General features: G+C 67.1%; 19 protein-coding genes. 11 read left to right on the top strand and 8 right to left on the bottom strand.

What is annotated here, in order from left to right; genetic code table 11:
* Positions 1 to 6 precede the first annotated feature (6 nt).
* Positions 7 to 1,770 (bottom strand): MFS transporter, encoded by a 1,764-nt coding sequence (locus tag AB4Y92_RS12945; RefSeq protein WP_441820019.1) that lies wholly within the window; start codon positions 1,768 to 1,770, stop codon positions 7 to 9.
* Positions 1,771 to 2,005: 235 nt separating this feature from the next.
* Between AB4Y92_RS12945 and AB4Y92_RS12940 the strand changes: the two genes are divergently transcribed.
* The gene (locus tag AB4Y92_RS12940) at positions 2,006 to 2,602 is read left to right on the top strand and encodes a DUF2569 family protein (protein ID WP_441820018.1); all 597 of its coding nucleotides are present in this window, start codon (positions 2,006 to 2,008) and stop codon (positions 2,600 to 2,602) included.
* A gap of 108 nt (positions 2,603 to 2,710) precedes the next feature.
* Here AB4Y92_RS12940 and AB4Y92_RS12935 read toward each other — a convergent pair whose 3' ends face one another.
* Positions 2,711 to 4,042: an APC family permease gene (locus AB4Y92_RS12935; protein ID WP_441820017.1), complete on the bottom strand. Its 1,332-nt coding sequence runs from the start codon at positions 4,040 to 4,042 to the stop codon at positions 2,711 to 2,713.
* 279 nt (positions 4,043 to 4,321) lie between these two features.
* A complete protein-coding gene (locus AB4Y92_RS12930) occupies positions 4,322 to 5,215 on the bottom strand; it encodes a LysR substrate-binding domain-containing protein (RefSeq protein WP_441820016.1) in 894 nt (297 codons plus the stop codon).
* Positions 5,216 to 5,391: 176 nt separating this feature from the next.
* Here AB4Y92_RS12930 and AB4Y92_RS12925 point away from each other — a divergent pair, with 176 nt between their 5' ends.
* From AB4Y92_RS12925 to AB4Y92_RS12900, 6 genes are all read left to right on the top strand, one after another.
* Entirely contained in the window at positions 5,392 to 6,393 is a 1,002-nt protein-coding gene (locus tag AB4Y92_RS12925) for an aldo/keto reductase (RefSeq protein ID WP_441820015.1), read from the top strand.
* Between the two features lie 353 nt (positions 6,394 to 6,746).
* A complete protein-coding gene (locus AB4Y92_RS12920; protein ID WP_441820014.1) occupies positions 6,747 to 8,072 on the top strand; it encodes an amidohydrolase in 1,326 nt (441 codons plus the stop codon).
* 188 nt (positions 8,073 to 8,260) lie between these two features.
* Positions 8,261 to 9,595, top strand: a complete 1,335-nt coding sequence (locus AB4Y92_RS12915; RefSeq protein WP_441820013.1) for a M20 family metallopeptidase — start codon at positions 8,261 to 8,263, stop codon at positions 9,593 to 9,595.
* Positions 9,596 to 9,885: 290 nt separating this feature from the next.
* Positions 9,886 to 10,698, top strand: a complete 813-nt coding sequence (gene queF / locus AB4Y92_RS12910) for an NADPH-dependent 7-cyano-7-deazaguanine reductase QueF (protein ID WP_441820012.1) — start codon at positions 9,886 to 9,888, stop codon at positions 10,696 to 10,698.
* A 157-nt stretch (positions 10,699 to 10,855) separates the two neighbouring features.
* Entirely contained in the window at positions 10,856 to 11,164 is a 309-nt protein-coding gene (locus AB4Y92_RS12905) for a LysM peptidoglycan-binding domain-containing protein (protein WP_215055200.1), read from the top strand.
* Between the two features lie 50 nt (positions 11,165 to 11,214).
* Positions 11,215 to 11,733: a hypothetical protein gene (locus AB4Y92_RS12900; protein ID WP_441820011.1), complete on the top strand. Its 519-nt coding sequence runs from the start codon at positions 11,215 to 11,217 to the stop codon at positions 11,731 to 11,733.
* Between the two features lie 292 nt (positions 11,734 to 12,025).
* Here the strand turns inward: AB4Y92_RS12900 and AB4Y92_RS12895 are convergent, their stop codons facing one another.
* Entirely contained in the window at positions 12,026 to 12,424 is a 399-nt protein-coding gene (locus AB4Y92_RS12895; RefSeq protein ID WP_441820010.1) for a YchJ family protein, read from the bottom strand.
* A gap of 70 nt (positions 12,425 to 12,494) precedes the next feature.
* Between AB4Y92_RS12895 and AB4Y92_RS12890 the strand changes: the two genes are divergently transcribed.
* The 3 genes from AB4Y92_RS12890 to AB4Y92_RS12880 all read left to right on the top strand — a co-directional run bounded on the left by AB4Y92_RS12890 (position 12,495) and on the right by AB4Y92_RS12880 (position 14,163).
* The gene (locus tag AB4Y92_RS12890; protein ID WP_441820009.1) at positions 12,495 to 13,202 is read left to right on the top strand and encodes a UPF0149 family protein; all 708 of its coding nucleotides are present in this window, start codon (positions 12,495 to 12,497) and stop codon (positions 13,200 to 13,202) included.
* Positions 13,203 to 13,366: 164 nt separating this feature from the next.
* Positions 13,367 to 13,708 carry a hypothetical protein gene (locus tag AB4Y92_RS12885; protein WP_441820008.1) on the top strand — a complete coding sequence of 114 codons (342 nt, stop codon included), beginning with the start codon at positions 13,367 to 13,369 and terminating at the stop codon, positions 13,706 to 13,708.
* Between the two features lie 80 nt (positions 13,709 to 13,788).
* Positions 13,789 to 14,163 (top strand): YkgJ family cysteine cluster protein, encoded by a 375-nt coding sequence (locus tag AB4Y92_RS12880; RefSeq protein ID WP_441820007.1) that lies wholly within the window; start codon positions 13,789 to 13,791, stop codon positions 14,161 to 14,163.
* A 64-nt stretch (positions 14,164 to 14,227) separates the two neighbouring features.
* Here AB4Y92_RS12880 and AB4Y92_RS12875 read toward each other — a convergent pair whose 3' ends face one another.
* Positions 14,228 to 14,611 carry a DUF4288 domain-containing protein gene (locus AB4Y92_RS12875; RefSeq protein ID WP_441820006.1) on the bottom strand — a complete coding sequence of 128 codons (384 nt, stop codon included), beginning with the start codon at positions 14,609 to 14,611 and terminating at the stop codon, positions 14,228 to 14,230.
* Positions 14,612 to 14,706: 95 nt separating this feature from the next.
* Positions 14,707 to 15,273, bottom strand: a complete 567-nt coding sequence (locus AB4Y92_RS12870) for a hypothetical protein (protein ID WP_441820005.1) — start codon at positions 15,271 to 15,273, stop codon at positions 14,707 to 14,709.
* Between the two features lie 252 nt (positions 15,274 to 15,525).
* Here AB4Y92_RS12870 and icd point away from each other — a divergent pair, with 252 nt between their 5' ends.
* The gene (gene icd, locus AB4Y92_RS12865) at positions 15,526 to 16,854 is read left to right on the top strand and encodes an isocitrate dehydrogenase (NADP(+)) (protein ID WP_441820004.1); all 1,329 of its coding nucleotides are present in this window, start codon (positions 15,526 to 15,528) and stop codon (positions 16,852 to 16,854) included.
* Positions 16,855 to 16,953: 99 nt separating this feature from the next.
* Here icd and AB4Y92_RS12860 read toward each other — a convergent pair whose 3' ends face one another.
* On the bottom strand, positions 16,954 to 17,253 hold the full coding sequence (locus AB4Y92_RS12860; protein WP_441820003.1) for a hypothetical protein: 300 nt from the start codon (positions 17,251 to 17,253) through the stop codon (positions 16,954 to 16,956).
* Positions 17,254 to 17,343: 90 nt separating this feature from the next.
* Positions 17,344 to 18,360 carry a DUF4344 domain-containing metallopeptidase gene (locus AB4Y92_RS12855; protein ID WP_441820002.1) on the bottom strand — a complete coding sequence of 339 codons (1,017 nt, stop codon included), beginning with the start codon at positions 18,358 to 18,360 and terminating at the stop codon, positions 17,344 to 17,346.
* Positions 18,361 to 18,553 lie beyond the last annotated feature (193 nt).

Here is an 18,553-nt window from a genome sequence, read left to right as displayed (position 1 = left end):
TTCGGATCAGGAAGCGGGCGCGGCGGGAAGCGCCGGCATCGATGGGGCTGGCGAGGATTGAAGCGGAGCGGCCGTCACAGGCGTGTCGCGAGGCGGATCGGCCGGCGGCGGTGGAGCCGGCGGCCCGAACGGCCCGGGCACTTGCGCGGCGAAACTCACCACGGTGTGGCCGCGCCGCCACAGATGCCATTTCAGCAACAGCACCCAGACCAGCACCACCACCGCCAGCCACGCCACCGACAGGAACACGTCGTTGTAGGCCAGCACCCACGACTCGCGCGTGACCTGCTGGCTCAGCGAGGTCAGCGCCTGATTGCCGCGCGCGGCCGGATCGCCGACCACGCGCGCGACCGCGCCGCCGAGCTGCTGGGTCCGCAGCACCACCTGCGGATCGCCGAGGGTCAGCTGCTGCATCAGATGCTGGTAATGCGCGGTCTGGCGCTGGGCCAGGTAGGTGCCGAGCACGGCCGAGCCGAGCAGGCCGCCGAGCGCGTTGGTGGTGCTGAACAAGACGATGAAAGTAACCAGATTGCGCACGCCGTCGGCGACCACGCGCACCAGCGCGAGCAGGATCGAACTGGCCAGGAACATCGACGCGGCCATCGCGATCAAGGTCTGGGTGATGTAGAAGTTCGCCGGTCGGGTCAGATTGGTCGCGTGCGAATCGATGTAGGCGCACACGCCGACGATCGCCACCGCGATCAGCCCGAGCATGTCGAAACGCTGCCTGGGCAAGAACGGCAGCGTCACCACGAAGCCGGCGACGGTGCCGATCAGCACCAGCCAGAACATCGTATGCATCTGGTCGTTGAGCAGGCCCAGCACGTTGAGCAGGCCGACCGCGCCGACCGATTGCTCCGACAGCACCATGCGCGAGAGCACGATCGCCAGCCCCAGCCGCACCATGTAGCCGCCGTGCAGCAGCCAGCGGATGTTGACCATCGGCCTGGAGCGGTTCATCTCGATCACCACGAACGCGCCCGCGCACAGCACCGCCACCACCAGGCAATGGCCCAGCCACGGCGTGTCCAGCCACCAGCGCAACCGGCCCTGGGTAAGCACCACGCACACCAGCGCGATGGCGCTGGCGTACAGCGGGAAACTGGCGATGTCCCAGCGATCGAACATGTTCTGGCGCGGCACCGGCGTCACCCGCAGCAGATTGATCGCGGCCAGGCAGGCCAGCGCCAGCCCGAGTTCGAACATCACGATGCCGTGCCACTGCGCGTTGAGCAGCAGGGTCTCAGCGACGATCCGCGAGATCGGCGCGCCGGTCTGCAGCGCGGCGAAGCCGAACATCAGGCCGACGATCTTCTTCGGCCCGGCGAACACTTCCGCCATGTACAGGATCGTCAGCGAGCTCAACGGCGCGGCGGCGATGCCGAGCGCGGCGCGCGCGGCGATGGCCGAGTCCAGATCGTTGGCGAGCAGGTGCACCACCGCGGCGACCACGAACAGGCCGATGCCCAGATCGGCGAACAGGCGCAGACCGTAGTGCAGGCGGAACTTGGTCAGCAGCAGGCTGGCGGGGATGTTGGTGGCGAAGTACGCGGTCAGCAGCCACGTCGCCTCGGCGCTGGTGGCGCCGAGCGCGCCCTGCACCTGCTGCAGGTTGGACGCGACCAGGTTCATGCCCAGGCTTTGGGTGAGGCCCAGCAGCAGCGAGATCGAGACGAAACCGGCGATGCGCCAGCGCGACATCGGCGTGGGCGCGAGCGGCGGCGCGGCGGGCGCTTGAACGGTCGGTTCGGTGGCGGCGGTGCTGGCCATGATCGAGGCGCGTGGCTCCCGCTGTTCCCTTGCAGGCCCTAGTAGGCAACAAGCGGCGGCCCGGGATCAAGCACGGACTGGGCGGATCGCCATTCTTTTCGCGCCGATTCGCATCCTGGAGCGCACAGCGGGATGTGACAGCGCAGGCGGAACGGCTATCGTGCGCGAGTCGTGTTCGCGCCCGGTTTCAAGCGGGCAAGCCGTGCAGCCGCACGACACCACCAGGGGCCCGGGCATGACCAGCGAAGATCCGTACCGTCCACCGGAACCGCCGCCGCGCGGCCCATTGCGACTGGGCGATGCACCGTTGACGTTCTCCGGCCCGAGCAGCGAACGCAACTCCGGCCCCAAAGGCTTGGGCGGCTGGTTGATCGTGGTCGCGATCGTCTTGTGCTGGTCGCTCCTGCGCACGGGAGCGGCCCTGAACAACACCGCATCGATCTTGTCTCTGGGCACCACATCGTTCGGATCGATGTTCGACCTGAGCGACCCGATGCGCGCGTCGCTGACCTTCGTATTCTCCTCCAAAGGCGTGTTGCTGCTGTTGAATCTGATCGCGCTGGTCTTGTTCTTCGCCAAGTCGCGCTGGTTCCCGCGGGTGTTCATCGCCTGGTGGGTCGGCAATGCCGTGGCGGCGACCATCGCCGTGCTGCTGGTCCGCCACATGGTGGCGACACGCCTGCTGGAAACAGAGGGGTATTTGCTCCGGTCCACGCTGATCGACATGGTGTGCGCGCTGTTGTTCGGCGCATTCTGGATCTCCTACACCCTTATGTCGAAGCGCATGAAGAACACATTCGGCGGCGGTCCCAAGCCTGACCGGGCGCGCTGATCCGGCCGCGGGTCACGACGCCTGTAACTCATCAAACGGCATGAACTGCGCGAACTGCGAGTGCGACCTCACAATGGCGAGGTTGCGGCCACGTCGCGGCCGCAGCTCCTACCGGTGGCGACGTCGCAAGGTCAGCACGCCGTACAAGGCCACCAGCACGATCAGCGACACCACGATCGCCGCCCATTGCGCCGGCGTCATCGTCGCCAGGATCGCGACCATGATCGCCACCGCCAGCAACGGCATCGGCCAGCTGCCGCCGGGCAGGCGGAACGGTTCGCCGGCGCCGCGCAGGTCCAGCGCCTGCGCGCGCCACGCCGCCACCGAGACCGCCGCGAACAACAGGCAGATCGCGCCGCCGGAGATCAGCGCCAGGGTTTCGAAGTTGCCGATCAACGCCAGCGCCAAGGCGATGCCGGCGTGCGCGGCCAGGGCCACCCGCGGCACGTGATAGCGCGCATCGACGCGGCCGAAGGCCTGCGGCAGATAGCCGTCGCGGCCCAGCGCGAACAACAGGCGCGAGGACGAGAACAGATTGCCCATCAGGAACCCGGTCATCGACACGCCGGCGGTGATCAGCAACAGACCGTGCGCGGGCGACCAGATCGCGCCGGCGGCGTCGGCGACCGGCGCGGTGCTGGCGTCCAGGCGCGGGCCGAGCAATCCCTGGCAGGCGATCTGGATGCCGATGTACAGCAACACCACCACCACGATCGCCGACAGCGTCGCGCGCGGCACGTGGCGCGAGGGATCGCGCACCTCGCCGGTCGGTACCAGCGCGGTCTCCATGCCGGAGTAGGCGAACACCACCAGCACCATCGACGGCCCCAGCGCGCTCCACGGCGGCAATTGCGCGAAACCGACATAGCTCCAGTCCACGAACAGCAGCCCCACGCTGGCGAGCAGGAACAGCGGCGTGAGCTTCAGCGTGGCCAGCAGCACGATCATGCGCGCGCCGAGCTTGACCCCGAAGGCGTTGAGGGCGAACAGCAGCGCATAAGTCGCGGCGATGAAGAGCGCGCGCGGCAGCGGTTCGCGCAGCGCGTTGCAGGCGTTGCCGGCCTGTTCGGCCAGGGCCGCGGCCACGCCCGCGCTTGAGGACGTATTGCAGATCCACATCAGCGCGCCGGCCAGGAATCCCGCGAACGGCCCGAACGCCGCGCCGACGAAGGTGTACGGCCCGCCGGTCGCCGAAGCGCGGCTGCCGACGGCGGAGAAGCACAGCGCGATGGGCACGATCGCGATCGCCCCGGCCACGAACACCAGCGGCGCGCTCGCGCCCATGCGGCTCATCAGCAGGGCCGGCAGCATGAAGATGCCGGCGCCGACGATGATGTTGATGATCGACGCGGCGAGCTGGAACGGCCCCAGCGCGCGCACCAGGGCGGCTTCGCCCTGCAGGGCCGAAGGCGAGGCAGACGGAACGGGCGATGCGGTCATGGCGACTTCCCGGCGGATCGGCCGCAGCCTCGCATGGCGGCTGGGGAAAGGCGAGGTGAGGTGCAGCAAAGGCGACGAGGGTCGCAGTCACCGGTGTTGTTGCCGTTGCCTTTGCTGTTGTTGTTCCCCCCCTTTGAAAAAGGGGGGCAGGGGGGATTCGCTTTTGCTTTAAAAAAACTCCGCCGAACTTCGCTGTCCGCCGCAGTCAAAAGCAAATCCCCCCTCCCCCCCCTTTTTCAAAGGGGGGAACTGTTTCGCGGGGGCTGGGCGTTCGTCCCATCACATCCCCTCGCGCATGAAATCCACGAACACCCGCAACTTCGTCGGCAACTGCTTGCGCGCCGGGTAATAGATGTAGAACCCCGGAAACGGCGGCTGATAGTCGCCCAGCACCTCGACCAGCCGCCCCGCGCGCACATCCTCGCGCGCGATCGGCTCGAACAACTGCGCCATCCCCAGGCCCGCGCGCGCGGCGCTGAGGATCATCATGCCGTCGTTGAAGATCAGCCGCCCTTCCACATCCACTTCGAAATCGCGGCCGTCGCGGCCGAACTCCCACGGATACAGGCGCCGGCTGCCCGGCAGGCGCAGGCGGATGCATTCGTGGCCGACCAACTCCTGCGGCGTGCGCGGCTTGTCGCGATGCTCGAAGTACCCCGGCGTCGCCACGATCACCTGCCGCTGCATGCCGCCGACCGGCAGCGCGATCATGTCGCGCGCCAGGCATTCGCCGAGCCGGATGCCGGCATCGAAACCGCCGGCGACCAGATCGGCCAGCGTGTCGTCGGCGAACAACTCCACTTCCAGCTCGGGATAGCGCGCGAGAAACTCCGGCAGCCGCGGCTCGACCAGCACCTTCGCCGCGGTGCGCCCGACATTGATGCGCAGCCGGCCGGTGGGACGATGACGGACCGCGTCGAGGTCGTCGAACGCGGCCTCGATCTGCGCCAGCCCCGGGCCGATCTGATCGAGGAAGCGCGCGCCGTGCTCGGTCAGGCTGACCTGACGGGTGGTGCGGTTGAGCAGGCGCACGCCGAGCTTGCTCTCCAGGCCGCGGACGGTCTGCGACAGCGCCGACGGCGAGATCTCCAGCTCGGCCGCGGCCCGGGTGAAGCTGCCGAAATGGGCGACGCGGGCGAACGCCAGAACAGCAGGCAGAGGATGGGCGGCCATGAAGCCTCCGAAGCCAGGACAGTCGGCCCCATTATGAAGCAAACCTTCATAAGTCATTCGGACAACGCCGGTTTTTCGATCAATCTCGCGAGCCTAGAGTTCACACCACGCCCCACCGGGCGCCGCGGCCCCTCCCCCCACGGCCGCGCACTGCCTTCCGATCAGGAGACCCCACCATGAGCACTCTTCCGACCCGCCGCCTCGGCCGCAACGGCCCCGCCGTCTCCGCCCTGGGCCTGGGCTGCATGGGCATGAGCTTCGCCTACGGCGCCGCGGACGAAACCGAATCGCTGGCCACCCTGGACCGCGCGCTGGAACTGGGCGTGAGCTTCCTGGACACCGCGGACATCTATGGCCCGTACACCAACGAGGAACTGCTGGGCCGCGCGCTCAAGGGCCGCCGCGAGCAGGTGTTCCTGGCGACCAAGTTCGGCATCGTGTTCGATCCGGCCAATCCGGCCGCGCGCGGCGTCAACGGCCGTCCCGAGTACGTGCGCAATTCGATCGAAGGCAGCCTGAAGCGCCTGGGCACCGATCACGTCGATCTGTACTACGCGCACCGCGTGGACGCCTCGGTGCCGATCGAAGAGACCGTCGGCGCGATGGCCGAACTGGTGCGCCAAGGCAAGGTGCGTTACCTGGGCCTGTCCGAGCCGTCGGCGCAGACCCTGGAGCGCGCGCACGCCGTGCATCCGATCACCGCGGTGCAGAGCGAGTACTCGCTGTGGACGCGCGATCCCGAGCACAACGGCGTATTCGAAGTCTGCGAGCGCCTGGGCATCGGCTTCGTTCCCTACAGCCCGCTGGGCCGCGGCTTCCTCACCGGCAACATCACCAGCGCCAGCGAACTGCAGAGCGACGATTTCCGCCTGAGCACGCCGCGGTTCCAGGGCGACAACTTCGCCAAGAACCTGGCGCTGGCCGAGCAGGTCAAGCGCATCGCCGCCGACAAGGGCTGCACGCCGGCGCAACTGGCCTTGGCCTGGGTGCTGGCGCAGGGCGAGCATCTGGTGCCGATCCCGGGCACCAAGCGGCGCAAGTACCTGGAAGACAACGTCGGCGCGCTGACGGTATCGCTGTCGGCGGCGGAACTGGCGCAGTTGGACACGCTGTTCGCTCCGGAAGCCATCGCCGGCGATCGTTACACCGCAGTGGGCATGGCGTTGATCGGACGCTGATCGCCGCTCGACGGGCCGGAGCGCTTGCGCTCCGGCCCGTTGTTTTTTCAGTCGAAAACAAGCACGTCAAATTGCCCCCTTTAAAAAAGGGGGCGGCGCCCAGCGCCACCACGAAGTCCAACGATGCAAACAGCGCGGGGGATTTGCTTTGCTTGCGGTGAAGCGAAGAGCAAATCCCCCCTGCCCCCCTTTTTCAAAGGGGGGAACAGCAACTGCGGTGACCGGGCGTACCAGGCATCGAAGCTCCGTTGGATGCGCAACCCTGCGTTGCATGCACTCATGCCGCCTGGAGATATCGCCCCGCACCGATACGTCTTAGCATCGACTGCCTTGTTCACTGCACGGAGTCCGCGATGCCCCGGTTCGATCGTCTGCCGCTCTCGCGGTCCGTGCTGGCCCTGTGCCTGGCCGCCGTGTTGCCCGCGGCCGCGTCGGCGCAAGCCGTCGATCCGGCCCGCACCGCCCAGGCCGCGCAACAGGTGCAGCCGCAGGTCGTGGCCTGGCGCCGCGATATCCACCAGCATCCCGAGCTCGGCCAACATGAGGTGCGCACCGCCAAGCTGATCGCCGACCAGTTGCGCAAACTCGGCCTGCAGCCGCGCACCGGCATCGCCCACACCGGCGTGACCGCGGTGCTCAAGGGCGGCAAGCCGGGGCCGAAAATCGCCATCCGCGCCGATATGGACGCACTGCCGGTGACCGAACCGGCCGGGCTGGCGTTCGCGTCCAAAGTCACCGCCGACTACCGCGGCCAGCCGGTCGGCGTCATGCACGCCTGCGGCCACGACGCCCATGTGGCGATCCTGCTCGGAGTGGCGACGGCGCTGGCGGCGCAGAAGGATCAGCTGCCGGGCGAGGTGATGTTCGTGTTCCAGCCGGCCGAGGAAGGCCCGCCGACGGCGGGCGAGCCGTTCGGCGCCAAGCTGATGCTCGATGAAGGCGTGTTCAAGGATTTCAAACCCGAAGCCGTGTTCGGTCTGCACGTATGGGCCGGCTTGAACGTGGGCCAGGTCGGTTATCGCAGCGGGCCGATGCTGGCCAGCGCCGACGAATGGAGCCTGACCGTGCGCGGCAAGCAGACGCACGGTTCGCGGCCGTGGGACGGCGTGGACCCGATCACCGTCGGCGCGCAGATCCTGCTCGCCAGCCAGAGCCTGATCGCGCGCCAGGTCAACATCGCCGCGACGCCGGTGGTGCTGACCGCCGGCCAGTTCAACAGCGGCGTGCGTTTCAACATCATTCCCGACCAAGCCCGGCTGGTCGGCACCCTGCGCACCTTCGATGCCGGCGTGCGCGAGGACGTGATCGCGCGCCTGCGCCGCACCGCCGACGACTACGCGCACGCGGCCGGCGCCACCGCCGAATTGCAGGTGGTCAACAACGCGCCGGCCACCGTCAACGACCCGGCGCTGACCCGGCGCGTGCTGCCCTCGCTGCAGCGCGCGGCCGGCGAGAGCAACGTCGCCGAGTCCGGACTGGTGACGGTGGCCGAGGACTTCTCGCAGTTCGCCAACACCGTGCCGGGCTTCTATTTCTTCGTCGGCTCCACCGCGAAGGGAACCGACGCGGCCAAGGCGCCGATCAATCATTCGCCGAACTTCATGCTCGACGAAGGCGCGCTGGAAGTCGGCACCCAGACCATGCTGCAGGTCGCGCTGGATTACCTGCACGGGCCTTGAGGCAGGGGCGAAACCGCGCCGGGACGCGTCAGGCACACCGCGAACGGCGCGGCAGATCGTGCGAACGGCGCAATGGAGGCCTCGCGTGTCCGCGCCCCGGTCGCGAGCCCCTGAAGCCGACCAACGTCGCGCATCCCATCCCGCCGCCATCGGCTAGCATCGGACCTTTCCCGCCCGGAGTCCCGTCGATGAAGCGTCCGCTGTCCGTCGCGTTGCGTTGCGCCCTGAGTTTCAGCGTCCTCGCCGCCCTGCCGCTGGCCGCCGCCGCGCAATCGGGCGAACGCCCCGAGGTCGCCTCGGCCGCCGCCAAGGTCAAGGCCGACGTGGTCACCTGGCGCCGCGACTTCCACGAGCATCCGGAGCTGTCCAACCGCGAGGAACGCACCTCGGCCAAGGTCGTCGAGCATCTGCGCAAGCTCGGCCTGAAGCCGCGCACCGGCATCGCCCGCCACGGCGTGGTCGCGATCATCGAAGGCGGCAAGCCCGGCCCGAAGATCGCCCTGCGCGCCGACATGGACGCGCTGCCGGTGACCGAGCAGGTCGATCTGCCGTTCGCGTCCAAGGCCACCGCGACCTTCCGCGGCGAAACCGTCGGCGTCATGCACGCCTGCGGCCACGACGCCCACACCAGCATCCTGCTCGGCATCGCCGATGCGCTGGTGGCGATGAAGAAGGACCTGCCGGGCCAGGTGATGCTGGTGTTCCAGCCGGCCGAGGAAGGCGCGCCGGCCAACGAGGAAGGCGGCGCCTCGCTGATGCTCAAGGACGGTCTGTTCAAGGACTACAAGCCCGAGGCCATGTTCGGCCTGCACGTGTTCTCGACCTTGCCGGCCGGCCAGCTCGGCGTGCGCCAGGGGCCGCTGATGGCGGCGTCGGACCGTTTCAGCATCAAGATCAAGGGCCGCCAGACCCACGGCTCGGCGCCGTGGGCCGGCGTGGACCCGATCGTCGCCGCGGCCGACGTGATCGGCAGCGCGCAGACCATCGTCAGCCGCCGCACCAACATCGCCAAGCTGCCGGCGGTGGTGACCTTCGGCGCGATCAAGGGCGGCATCCGCTACAACATCATTCCCGACGAGGTGGAGATGGTCGGCACCATCCGCACCTTCGATGAAGGCATGCGTCAGGCGATCTTCAAGGATCTCAAGAACGTCGCCGAGCACGTCAGCCTCGCCCACGGCGCCCACGCCGAAAGCCAGGTGCCCGATCAGGACGGCAATCCGGTCACCTACAACGACCCGGCGCTGACCGCGCGCATGCTGCCCAGCCTCAAGGCCGTGGCCGGCGACAAGAACGTGATCGAGATGCCGCTGGTGATGGGTGCGGAGGATTTCTCCTACTACGCCAAGGAAGTCCCGGCGATGTTCTTCTTCGTCGGCGCGACCGAGCCGGGCGTGGATCCGTCCACGGCGCCGAGCAATCATTCGCCCAAGTTCAAGCTCGATGAGAGCTCGCTGGATCTGGGGTTGCGGGCGATGCTGCAGGTGACGTTGGATTATTTGAATGGGGCCAAGGCGGGTTGAGAGGCGGCGGGCCTAACGCCCTGAAACGCTCGCGAACACGAACCGTTGCCCCCTTTGTAGAGAGGGCGCGCAGCGATCGGAACGCAAAAGCAAATCCCCCCTAGCCCCCCCCTTTTTCAAAGGGGGGAACAGGTCGGCAGCAGCGGGGGAATCGTCGGCGGACACGAACCATTGCCCCCTTTGGAAAAGGGGGCGAGCGCCCGGCGAAACCGGGTCGGCTGAACTTAGATCGGAGCGCGGGGGATTTGCTCTTGCCGATACCCCCAACCCGAAGCAGCTAAAATCGCCCCATGACCACGCATGACCTCCCCCTCGGCCGCCACGTCGATTACCCGCGCGAGTACGACGCCTCGCTGCTGTTCCCGATCGCCCGCTCCCTCGGCCGCGCCCACATCGGCCTGAGCGACGATGCCCTGCCGTTCACCGGTTTCGACCGCTGGAACGCCTACGAGCTCAGCTGGCTCGACGCCCGCGGCAAGCCGCGCGTGGCCACCGCCACGGTGACGGTGCCGGCCGGCTCGCCGCATTTGATCGAGTCCAAGTCGCTCAAGCTCTACCTCAACTCGTTCAACTCGACCCGCTTCGACAGCGATGACATCGTGCGCGCGACCATCGCCGCCGACCTGTCCGCGGCCGCCGGGGCCCCAGTCGAGGTCGCTTTCGGCCTGCCGTCCATCGGAAATAACGACGGCGCCGAATCGATCGACGAGCTCGACGTGGCGATCGACGACTACGGCCCGCCCAACGCCGGCCACCTGCGGGCCGACCCCGGCGCGATCGTCGAAGAAACCCTGACCAGCGCCCTGCTCAAATCCAACTGCCCGGTCACCGGCCAGCCCGACTGGGCCCGCGTGATCGTCGCCTACCGCGGCCCGCGCCTGGATCGCGCCGCGCTGCTGCGCTATCTCATCTCGTTCCGCGATCACGCCGAATTCCACGAACAATGCGTCGAACGCATCCATTCCGACCTGCAAACACACGCCCAGCCGCAATGGCTGTCGGTGGAAGCGCGCTACACCCGGCGCGGCGGTCTGGACATCAATCCGTGGCGCGGCAGCCACGGCCTGGCACCGCCGCCGGCGGGTCGCGACGAACGGCAGTAATCGCCCTCGCACAAGCCCTACACACGGCTTATGCCAGGGAGCGGTTCACGGAATTCGCTCATTCAGTTTCGTCATGAAAGTTCACGCGGGCGCTATGTCTTTTTAACAAGCGCCATGTCATGTTCCTTTCCGCCACTTCGGCAGGAGCCCTCAACCCATGACTACCCCGGACAAGAAAGCCGATTTTTCCGATGTGCAAGGCGGAGCGTCGAGCACTGACGAGATCAAAGAGAAAGCCGACTTCAGCGACGTGCAAGGCGGCGTGAGCTCGACCGACGAAATTACCGGCGGTGGCGAGCAGACCTACACGGTCGAGAAGGGCGACACGCTTTCGCATATCGCCAAGCAGTTCTACGGCAAGTCGAGCAAGTGGAACGCGATCTTCGAAGCCAATCGCGACCAGCTCGACGACCCCGACAAGATCCAGCCCGGCCAGGTTCTCAAGATTCCCGCCGCCAGCGACTGATCGCGCGCGCGTTTCAACATCACCTACTTCGCCTTTTCAGGAGATCCACCATGCTGATCCGCAATCGCACGCATTACGCCGTCGCCGCCGCCCTGGTCGCCGCGCTGGCGCTGGCCGGCTGCAAGAAGAAGGAAGAGCCGGCTCCCACGCCGCCGCCCGCCGCTGAAACCCCGGCTCCGGCGCCCGCTCCGGCCGAGCCCGCTCCGGCGCCCGCCGCGACCGCGACCGCGACCGTCGCCAGCGTGGACCTGGGCAGCGCGATCGGCGCCGACAAGAAGGTCTCCGCGGCCGCCGCCTCGTTCAAGCCGAAGGATACGGTCTACGCCTCGGTCTCCACCAGCACCTCCGATCCGGCCGCGACCGTCGCGACCAAGCTCGGCGCCAAGTGGACCTTCCAGGACGGCCAGACCGTTCACGAAGACCCGGCCGCCGACGTGCAGGCCACCAACGGCGGCGTGACCGAGTTCCACATCAACAGCCCGAAGGGCTTCCCGGAAGGCAAGTACAAGGTCGAAATCACTCAGGACGGCAACGTCGTCCAGACGAAGGAATTCGACGTCAAGAAGTAAGGCTCTCTCCGCCACTATGGGCGGGCAAGCCCAGGGCGCGGCTACATGCCGCGCCCTTTTTTTTTCTGCGTTTTGGGCCCCGAAACGCCGCGCAGCACCCACGCACACCCCGCCCCCCAAAGCAGTTCCCCCTTTGAAAAAGGGGGCAGGGGGGATTTAGCTTTTGCTCTTACCGCGCCGCAAAGCAAATCCCCCGCGCTCCGCTTAACCCCGCGAAACGAAACCCGCGCCGGGCGCTTGCCCCCTTTTTCAAAGGGGGCAATGGTTCGCGTCTCCGCCGACCCCACCCATGTCACGCCCCCGACGGAAACTCCCCGTCCACATACAACCACCGCCCCGCGACCCGCGCGAACCGGCTGACCTCATGCAACCGCACCGCCGAACCGCCGCCGACGCGGTAGCGCGCGACGAACTCGACCACCGCGGCATCGCCCTCGGGCCGGTGCCGCTTCACCTGCAACCCCAGCCAGCGCACCGCCGGGTCGAAATCCAGCTGCGCCGGGCAGGTATCGGGATGCCAGCTGGCCCGCAGATAGTCCGCATCGCCCAGGACATAGGCGCTGTAGCGCGAGCGCATCAGGGCCTCGGCCGACTCTGCCGGCGCCCCGCCATGCAGCCGCCCGCAACAGGCGGCGTAGCGGCGCGACGGGTCGCAGGGGCAGGCGGCGGGCGGATCGGTTCGGGCGCTCATGACGTATTTTCAGCGCAGACACGCCGCTGCGACTACCATGCGCGTCCCCACCCGTTGCCCGAGTCCTGCCATGAAAGCGCCCGCCTACCTCGACGACGACCAGATCGAACGCCTGGCCGACCTGCTCGACCAACGCGCCGTGCCGTACAAGGGCTTCAACCTGGAAGCGCTGGACGGCTACCTGTCGGCCCTGGCGGTCGGCCCGGAGCAGCCCGCGCCCGAGCAATGGCAGCCGCCGGTCTGGGGCGGCAAGGAGCCGCGCTGGAACGACGAGGCCGAAGCCGCGCAGGTGCAGGCGCTGCTGCTGGGCCACTGGAACATGGTCAGCGCGCGCGTGCGCTACAGCGACGGCGACCTGCCCGACCACCTCGCCCCGCTGCTGTGGCTGCCGGAAGAACCCGACAACGAACAACCGGACGAACTCGACGTCGGCCGCGACTGGGCCTTCGGCTTCTTCCGCGGCGTGGAGTTGAACGAGGCGGCCTGGGACAAGTGGCTGGACGACAACGACTGGATCGACGAAATCTTCGGCCTGTTCGACCGCCTCGCCAGCGGCGAAGTGCTGGCCGAAGACCCGACCGCGCCGGCCACGCCGATCAGCTACCGCGAGCGCCTGGAAATCGTCGCCAGCCTGCCCGGGATGCTGGCCGACCTGCACCACCACCGCATCGAAGCGCTGACCCCGCGCGAACCGCTGCGCCGCGCCGAGACGCCCGATCGCAACGAGCCGTGTCCTTGCGGCAGCGGTAAGAAGTACAAGAAGTGCCACGGGGCGTAAGTGTCGGCAGGCGATACCGGTAGCCGCTTCACGAGGCACATGGGCCCGAAGTTCTAGGGCTCGCGGCGCGTCGTGATCCGGTGCGTGACTAGTCCGCGGCCACCGGCGCTATTTCCATCGCGTATCGTGCGCAGCGAATGCCCCGCCCGCGCAGGATCGCCCGCATGCAAGAGCCGCAGTTCGGTTCCCGATACTCCCTGTCCGACCTGCAGCCCGTGTGGCCGGTGATGCTGGCGGTGCTGTTGGCCGAGCTCATCGGCGCGGCGATCGGTTACTACGCCTTATCGGCGCCGCATCCCATCCTGCGGCTGTGGCTGGGCGCCGCGCTGGCCGCGCTTCCCGGTTACGCGCTCGGCCTGATTCTGCAGCGCAAGCTGCGACCGGATCGATTCAGAACCCACCGCCCGCTGATCCGCCGTCTGGGTGTGCTCGCCGCGCTGTTGACCCTGACGGCCGTGGGCATTCTCATCTGCGGCCTGGATGCTCTGTTGGCGCGGCCCGTTTGATGCGCGGCACCGCCCGCCCCGCGCTTGCTTCGCGCACAGGGGCCAATGAAACAATAACCACCCGTACCGTGCCCGACGCCATGTCGCCTCCGATCCACCCCTGCCTGAGCTGCGGCGCCTGCTGCGCTCACTTCCGCGTCGCCTTCCACTGGAGCGAAACCGACGCCTGCGAGGGCGGCATCACGCCGAGCGCGCTGACCGAAATCCTCGACCCGCATCGCGTGGTCATGCGCGGCACCTACGGCGGCACGGCCGTGCGCTGCGAACAACTGCGCGGCGACATCAGCGTGGACGCGCACTGCGGCGTCTACGCGCTGCGGCCGTCGCCGTGCCATGCGCTCAAACCGGCGTGGGAAGACGGCACCGCGAGCCCGCAGTGCGACAAGGCGCGGGTGGCGCATGGGATGGAACCGTTGACGCCCCAAGTGTGGGAGCACGGGGCCGCGACCGGCTGAGGCTTCGCGTCCGGGTTTCAGCGACGCCGGAGTCATGCCGCAAGCGAAGGCCGCACGATACGTTTCATCGAACCTGGATTTCACGAATCGCGGACAGTTCGCTCTCATCCGGCAGAAGTTGTGCGGCGCGCTCCATCGGCTGCTTGCGCACGACGATGTCGTACCAGACTTCGTCGTCGTCGCATTCCACACCGAGTCCGAGCAGATCCATCACGCCGACGAACTCGAAAAATACCGGGTTGCCGTCGCTGTTCAGATAGTCGTGTTGCGCTTTCCGGCCACGCCGCTTCGCCTCGGCCAAGGCTTTGCGAGCACCCGGCGCGCGAAACACAATGATGCGTTCCTCACAGGTACGCATGATCCCGGAATCGCCCTGGACGACTACCCGGAACTGGAACAGCAGTTTGGCCGAATACCTGGATTCGATCGATTCGTCGGCTTCGTTCACGGTCAACGTCCTTGTGCTATGCGGCCGTCCACTGCGGATGCTGATTGCCGTGGAACCCGAATTCGTACCAGCTCAATCGCGAATGCGTCGCCCACTTACGCGGGCGATGCATCCGTTGTCGCCGTCCATGCGCGCAGAAGCGGCTCGCGATAGTCCTGGTCCTTCTCGTTCCAATAAACATAGCCCGTGGGCAAGTCTACGTGGAAGAAGCTTTCGTAATAATCGTCCTCGTCGAAACCCTCATCCTGGTCGCGCCCGAACAGCTTCATCCTGACCGCGTGGGCTTCCAACGCCGTGTTTTCCTGCTGCAACGCAATCACGGTATAGCGCTCGCTCGGCGCGGCGATACGTTCGAACGGCTCCACGCCGTACAGCCTGGCCAACGCGCCGATCAGTCGGTCGCTGGCCGCGCCGATCGAGGACAGCACCAAACCATCGCGATAGACGTGCGAGGCGATCATCTTCATGTCCGAATCGAATCCCGGACCGATGGTCTTCACCAGCCTGGCATCGACGGCGACGATTTGATCGTCGTAGTTCGCCGACATACGAAAGTAGTAGTGCTGCTCGTCCGCGCGCAGATTCTCGATCTTGAACACGCAGTCGGCGAAATCGTCCTCGCAGAATTGATCGAGCACCGGCAAATCGGCTTGCGTATGCATCACGACGTTCCTGGGTCATGGGTTGGCGGCCAGCGGCGCGCCTCAAGCCGATCCGGCGAACGCCGCCGCCCGTACCGTGTCCGGCGCGGAATGCATCATTCCACAGCGCCGCCAAGCCTCCTACCACCTGGGTCTTTGCCTCGCCCCGCCCGAACCGCGACAATGGCGGGCCGGGTCGCAGCGCCATCGCGTCCCGCAAGGACCCTGCTCCGCCCCGTGCGCCCGCGCACGGAGGCCCCACTGGAGATCGTAATGACCGAGTTCGTAGCGACGCCGCCCGCAGGCGGCGCCAAGATCACCAAGACCCCGACCGGCCTGAATGTGCCGGATCGCCCGATCATCCCGTTCATCGAAGGCGACGGCACCGGCCCGGACATCTGGCGTGCTTCGGTGCGCGTGCTCGACGCCGCGGTCGCCAAGGCCTACGGCGGCAGCAAGAAGATCGAGTGGCTCGAGGTCTATGCCGGCGAGAAAGCCAACAACACCTACGGCACCTGGCTGCCGGACGGCACCGTCCAGGCGTGCCGCGATTACCTGGTCAGCATCAAGGGCCCGCTGACCACGCCGGTCGGCGGCGGCATCCGCTCACTCAACGTGGCGCTGCGCCAGATGCTGGACCTGTACGTGTGCCTGCGCCCGGTGCGCTGGTTCGAGGGCGTGCCCTCGCCGGTCAAGAAGCCGGGCGACGTGGACATGGTGATCTTCCGCGAGAACACCGAGGACATCTACGCCGGCATCGAATGGGCCGGCGGCAGCGCCGACTCGCAGAAGGTGCTGGACTTCCTGCAGAAGGAATTCCCGCAGGCGTTCGACAAGATCCGCTTCGGCACCGCGGAAAAGAACGCGGCGTGGCTGAAGGAAATGGAAGCCGTCGGCGCGCCGGCGCGCGAGCTGCCGGTCGAAGTCGGCATCGGCATCAAGCCGGTCAGCCGCCTGGGCACCGAGCGTCTGGTCCACAGCGCGATTTCCTACGCGATCGAGAACAAGCGCAAGTCGGTGACCCTGGTCCACAAGGGCAACATCATGAAGTACACCGAAGGTGGCTTCCGTGACTGGGGCTACCAGGTGGCGCGCGACTACTTCGGCGCGGTCGAGCTCGACGGCGGTCCGTGGCACGTGATTCCGGAAGGCAAGCCGGGCGCCGGCCTGATCATCAAGGACGCCATCGCCGACGCCTTCCTGCAGCAGATCCTGCTGCGTCCGAAGGAATACGACGTCTCGGCGACCTTGAACCTCAACGGCGACTACCTGTCCGACGCGCTCGCCGCGCAAGTCGGCGGCATCGGCATCGCGCCGGGCGCGAACATCAACTACGTGACCGGCCACGCCGTGTTCGAGGCGACCCACGGCACCGCGCCGAAGTACGCCGACCTGGACAAGGTCAACCCGGGCTCGGTGATCCTGTCGGGCGAGATGATGCTGCGTTACCTGGGCTGGACCGAAGCGGCCGATGCGATCATCGCCGCGATGGACAAGGCCATCGCCAGCAAGCGCGTGACCTACGATTTCGCCCGTCTGATGGACGGCGCGACCGAAGTCAAGTGTTCGGAGTTCGCCGACGAGATCATCAAGCACCTGTAAGCGGGCGCTGGACGATCGAAGTAGAACAAAGGGCGCTTCGGCGCCCTTTGTTTTTGCGGCGGTGCGGCGGCGTCAAGACGCGATCGACCCCGTCATCGGTCACATGGTGCGTTTGCACTGATCGAATTCGGCCTGCAAGGTCGATTTGAAAACCTCGTTACTGCCGGATTCCATTTCGGCATTGAGCCGGTTCATGTCGTGCTTGGCTGAAGCCGCATTGGCGAAGCACGGGCAGAACGACGCGATCTGCTGCGCGCTCAGGTTCGTCCGGTTTTGCAGGCGGCGCTCGCAGGCGCGCAGGAAGGTGGCTTTGGCGTCCTGAGCGGACGGCTGCGGCGGCTGGGAACACGCGGTGAGCGCAAGCGCCGCCGCTGCGAATACGATCGACCGATAGGTCATTTTCTACTCCAATGTCCGGGCCGCGGCGTCCGGATGCAGGCCGCGGCGCCGCGAAGCTTACGTCACCGATGCGATTCGGCGAAGCAACGCTCAGCGCGCATCGGCCGCGTTGCGGTTCTGAGCCTGCTTGCGCTCGATCTCCTCGATCCTGGCCCGTTCTTCCTCCGCGCTCATGCGGTGCCTGGGCGCGATGTGCGGCCCGATCAGGCGCATCCAGTTGCGAGTGATCTGCCGGCTTTCTTCCACGCAACGCAGCGCCCGCGCCTCGGGCAGGCGGCCGCTGGCGACGATGCTCGGGTACTTGTCCGGGTCGCTGCCGTAGACCATGCACTGCAGGTTGAAGAAACGCTGCGCGCCGACCGAGTGCTCGTCGGCGTAACGGGCCATGTCGTGCTGTCCGTCGTCGGTGATCAGGAAGAAATTCGACGCCAGCTGCAGCTTGCTCGCGATATCGCCCCGCGATTCGTCGGTGCTGACGAACGACAGCATCAGCGTGGTCGCCAGTTGATCCACCGCGTCTTCCTCGCGGCCGGTCGCAGGCAGATCGAGCAGATCGATCAGGGCATGGCCGGTTTCGTGCAACAGCAGGAAGCGCAGGTTCGCCAGCAGATAATCGAGCTGATCGCGGGCGCTGCCACCGTTGGCCTGGGCGATCGTCAGGCCCTGGCGCACCAGCAGTTCCAGCATTTCGTAGCACAGGACGATCTCGCCCTTGTCCCGGGCGTAGAAGATGTTGACCGTGTCGCATTGCGCGGCGACGTAGTTGATCGGACGCGGCAGCATCAGCCAGCCGTCGAGCTGGTCGATCTCGGGCAGTTGCCGCAGCACGTCGATCTTGCGCGCCATGTCGTACATCGCCAGCAAATCGGGATCGCGCGGCGGCAGGTAGTTGTAGGTGAAGTGGGTGCCGTCGGCTTGTTCGAACGGCAGCGGCGCCGCGACCGCGGCGATCGCGGTATCCGCTTTGGCGGCCTCGGCCGGCTTGGGCGAGGCCGCAACGGCTGCGGGCGGCGGCGCCTGGGCTCGTTGCCAGATCGTGTAGCCCCAGATCGAACAGACCGAGATCACGGCCGCGGCCAGAATGCCGATGATGATCTTCTGCAGCATGGGTTGGCTCTGGTCTGGACTGACGCGGGACAGCGGCCCCGGCTGCGAGCGCAAAGACACGCGCGACGACTGGCTTCGGCGATGCGGTCCGGGCAGTGGCTGCCGAACGTTTCCCCATCGGGCCGTTTCTGTCGGCGCTGGTTGCGTCCTTGCACCTTCGGCCGGATGGTAACGCGATAGTCGCGCGCGCGGC

Source organism: Lysobacter sp. TAB13 (assembly GCF_052113885.1).
GTDB lineage: Bacteria > Pseudomonadota > Gammaproteobacteria > Xanthomonadales > Xanthomonadaceae > Lysobacter > Lysobacter gummosus.
The sequence above is the reverse complement of the archived record's forward strand: the minus strand, read 5'-3'. Positions and strand labels throughout refer to the sequence as shown.

Coding starts and splice junctions, on each gene's coding strand:
- AB4Y92_RS12890 (WP_441820009.1), top strand. CDS start 12,495: ATGAAAGCGCCCGCCTACCTCGACGACGACCAGATCGAACGCCTGGCC.
- AB4Y92_RS12895 (WP_441820010.1), bottom strand. CDS start 12,424: ATGAGCGCCCGAACCGATCCGCCCGCCGCCTGCCCCTGCGACCCGTCG.
- AB4Y92_RS12935 (WP_441820017.1), bottom strand. CDS start 4,042: ATGACCGCATCGCCCGTTCCGTCTGCCTCGCCTTCGGCCCTGCAGGGC.
- AB4Y92_RS12925 (WP_441820015.1), top strand. CDS start 5,392: ATGAGCACTCTTCCGACCCGCCGCCTCGGCCGCAACGGCCCCGCCGTC.
- queF (WP_441820012.1), top strand. CDS start 9,886: ATGACCACGCATGACCTCCCCCTCGGCCGCCACGTCGATTACCCGCGC.
- AB4Y92_RS12880 (WP_441820007.1), top strand. CDS start 13,789: ATGTCGCCTCCGATCCACCCCTGCCTGAGCTGCGGCGCCTGCTGCGCT.
- icd (WP_441820004.1), top strand. CDS start 15,526: ATGACCGAGTTCGTAGCGACGCCGCCCGCAGGCGGCGCCAAGATCACC.
- AB4Y92_RS12930 (WP_441820016.1), bottom strand. CDS start 5,215: ATGGCCGCCCATCCTCTGCCTGCTGTTCTGGCGTTCGCCCGCGTCGCC.
- AB4Y92_RS12860 (WP_441820003.1), bottom strand. CDS start 17,253: ATGACCTATCGGTCGATCGTATTCGCAGCGGCGGCGCTTGCGCTCACC.
- AB4Y92_RS12945 (WP_441820019.1), bottom strand. CDS start 1,770: ATGGCCAGCACCGCCGCCACCGAACCGACCGTTCAAGCGCCCGCCGCG.
- AB4Y92_RS12885 (WP_441820008.1), top strand. CDS start 13,367: ATGCAAGAGCCGCAGTTCGGTTCCCGATACTCCCTGTCCGACCTGCAG.
- AB4Y92_RS12905 (WP_215055200.1), top strand. CDS start 10,856: ATGACTACCCCGGACAAGAAAGCCGATTTTTCCGATGTGCAAGGCGGA.
- AB4Y92_RS12915 (WP_441820013.1), top strand. CDS start 8,261: ATGAAGCGTCCGCTGTCCGTCGCGTTGCGTTGCGCCCTGAGTTTCAGC.
- AB4Y92_RS12900 (WP_441820011.1), top strand. CDS start 11,215: ATGCTGATCCGCAATCGCACGCATTACGCCGTCGCCGCCGCCCTGGTC.
- AB4Y92_RS12855 (WP_441820002.1), bottom strand. CDS start 18,360: ATGCTGCAGAAGATCATCATCGGCATTCTGGCCGCGGCCGTGATCTCG.
- AB4Y92_RS12870 (WP_441820005.1), bottom strand. CDS start 15,273: ATGCATACGCAAGCCGATTTGCCGGTGCTCGATCAATTCTGCGAGGAC.
- AB4Y92_RS12940 (WP_441820018.1), top strand. CDS start 2,006: ATGACCAGCGAAGATCCGTACCGTCCACCGGAACCGCCGCCGCGCGGC.
- AB4Y92_RS12920 (WP_441820014.1), top strand. CDS start 6,747: ATGCCCCGGTTCGATCGTCTGCCGCTCTCGCGGTCCGTGCTGGCCCTG.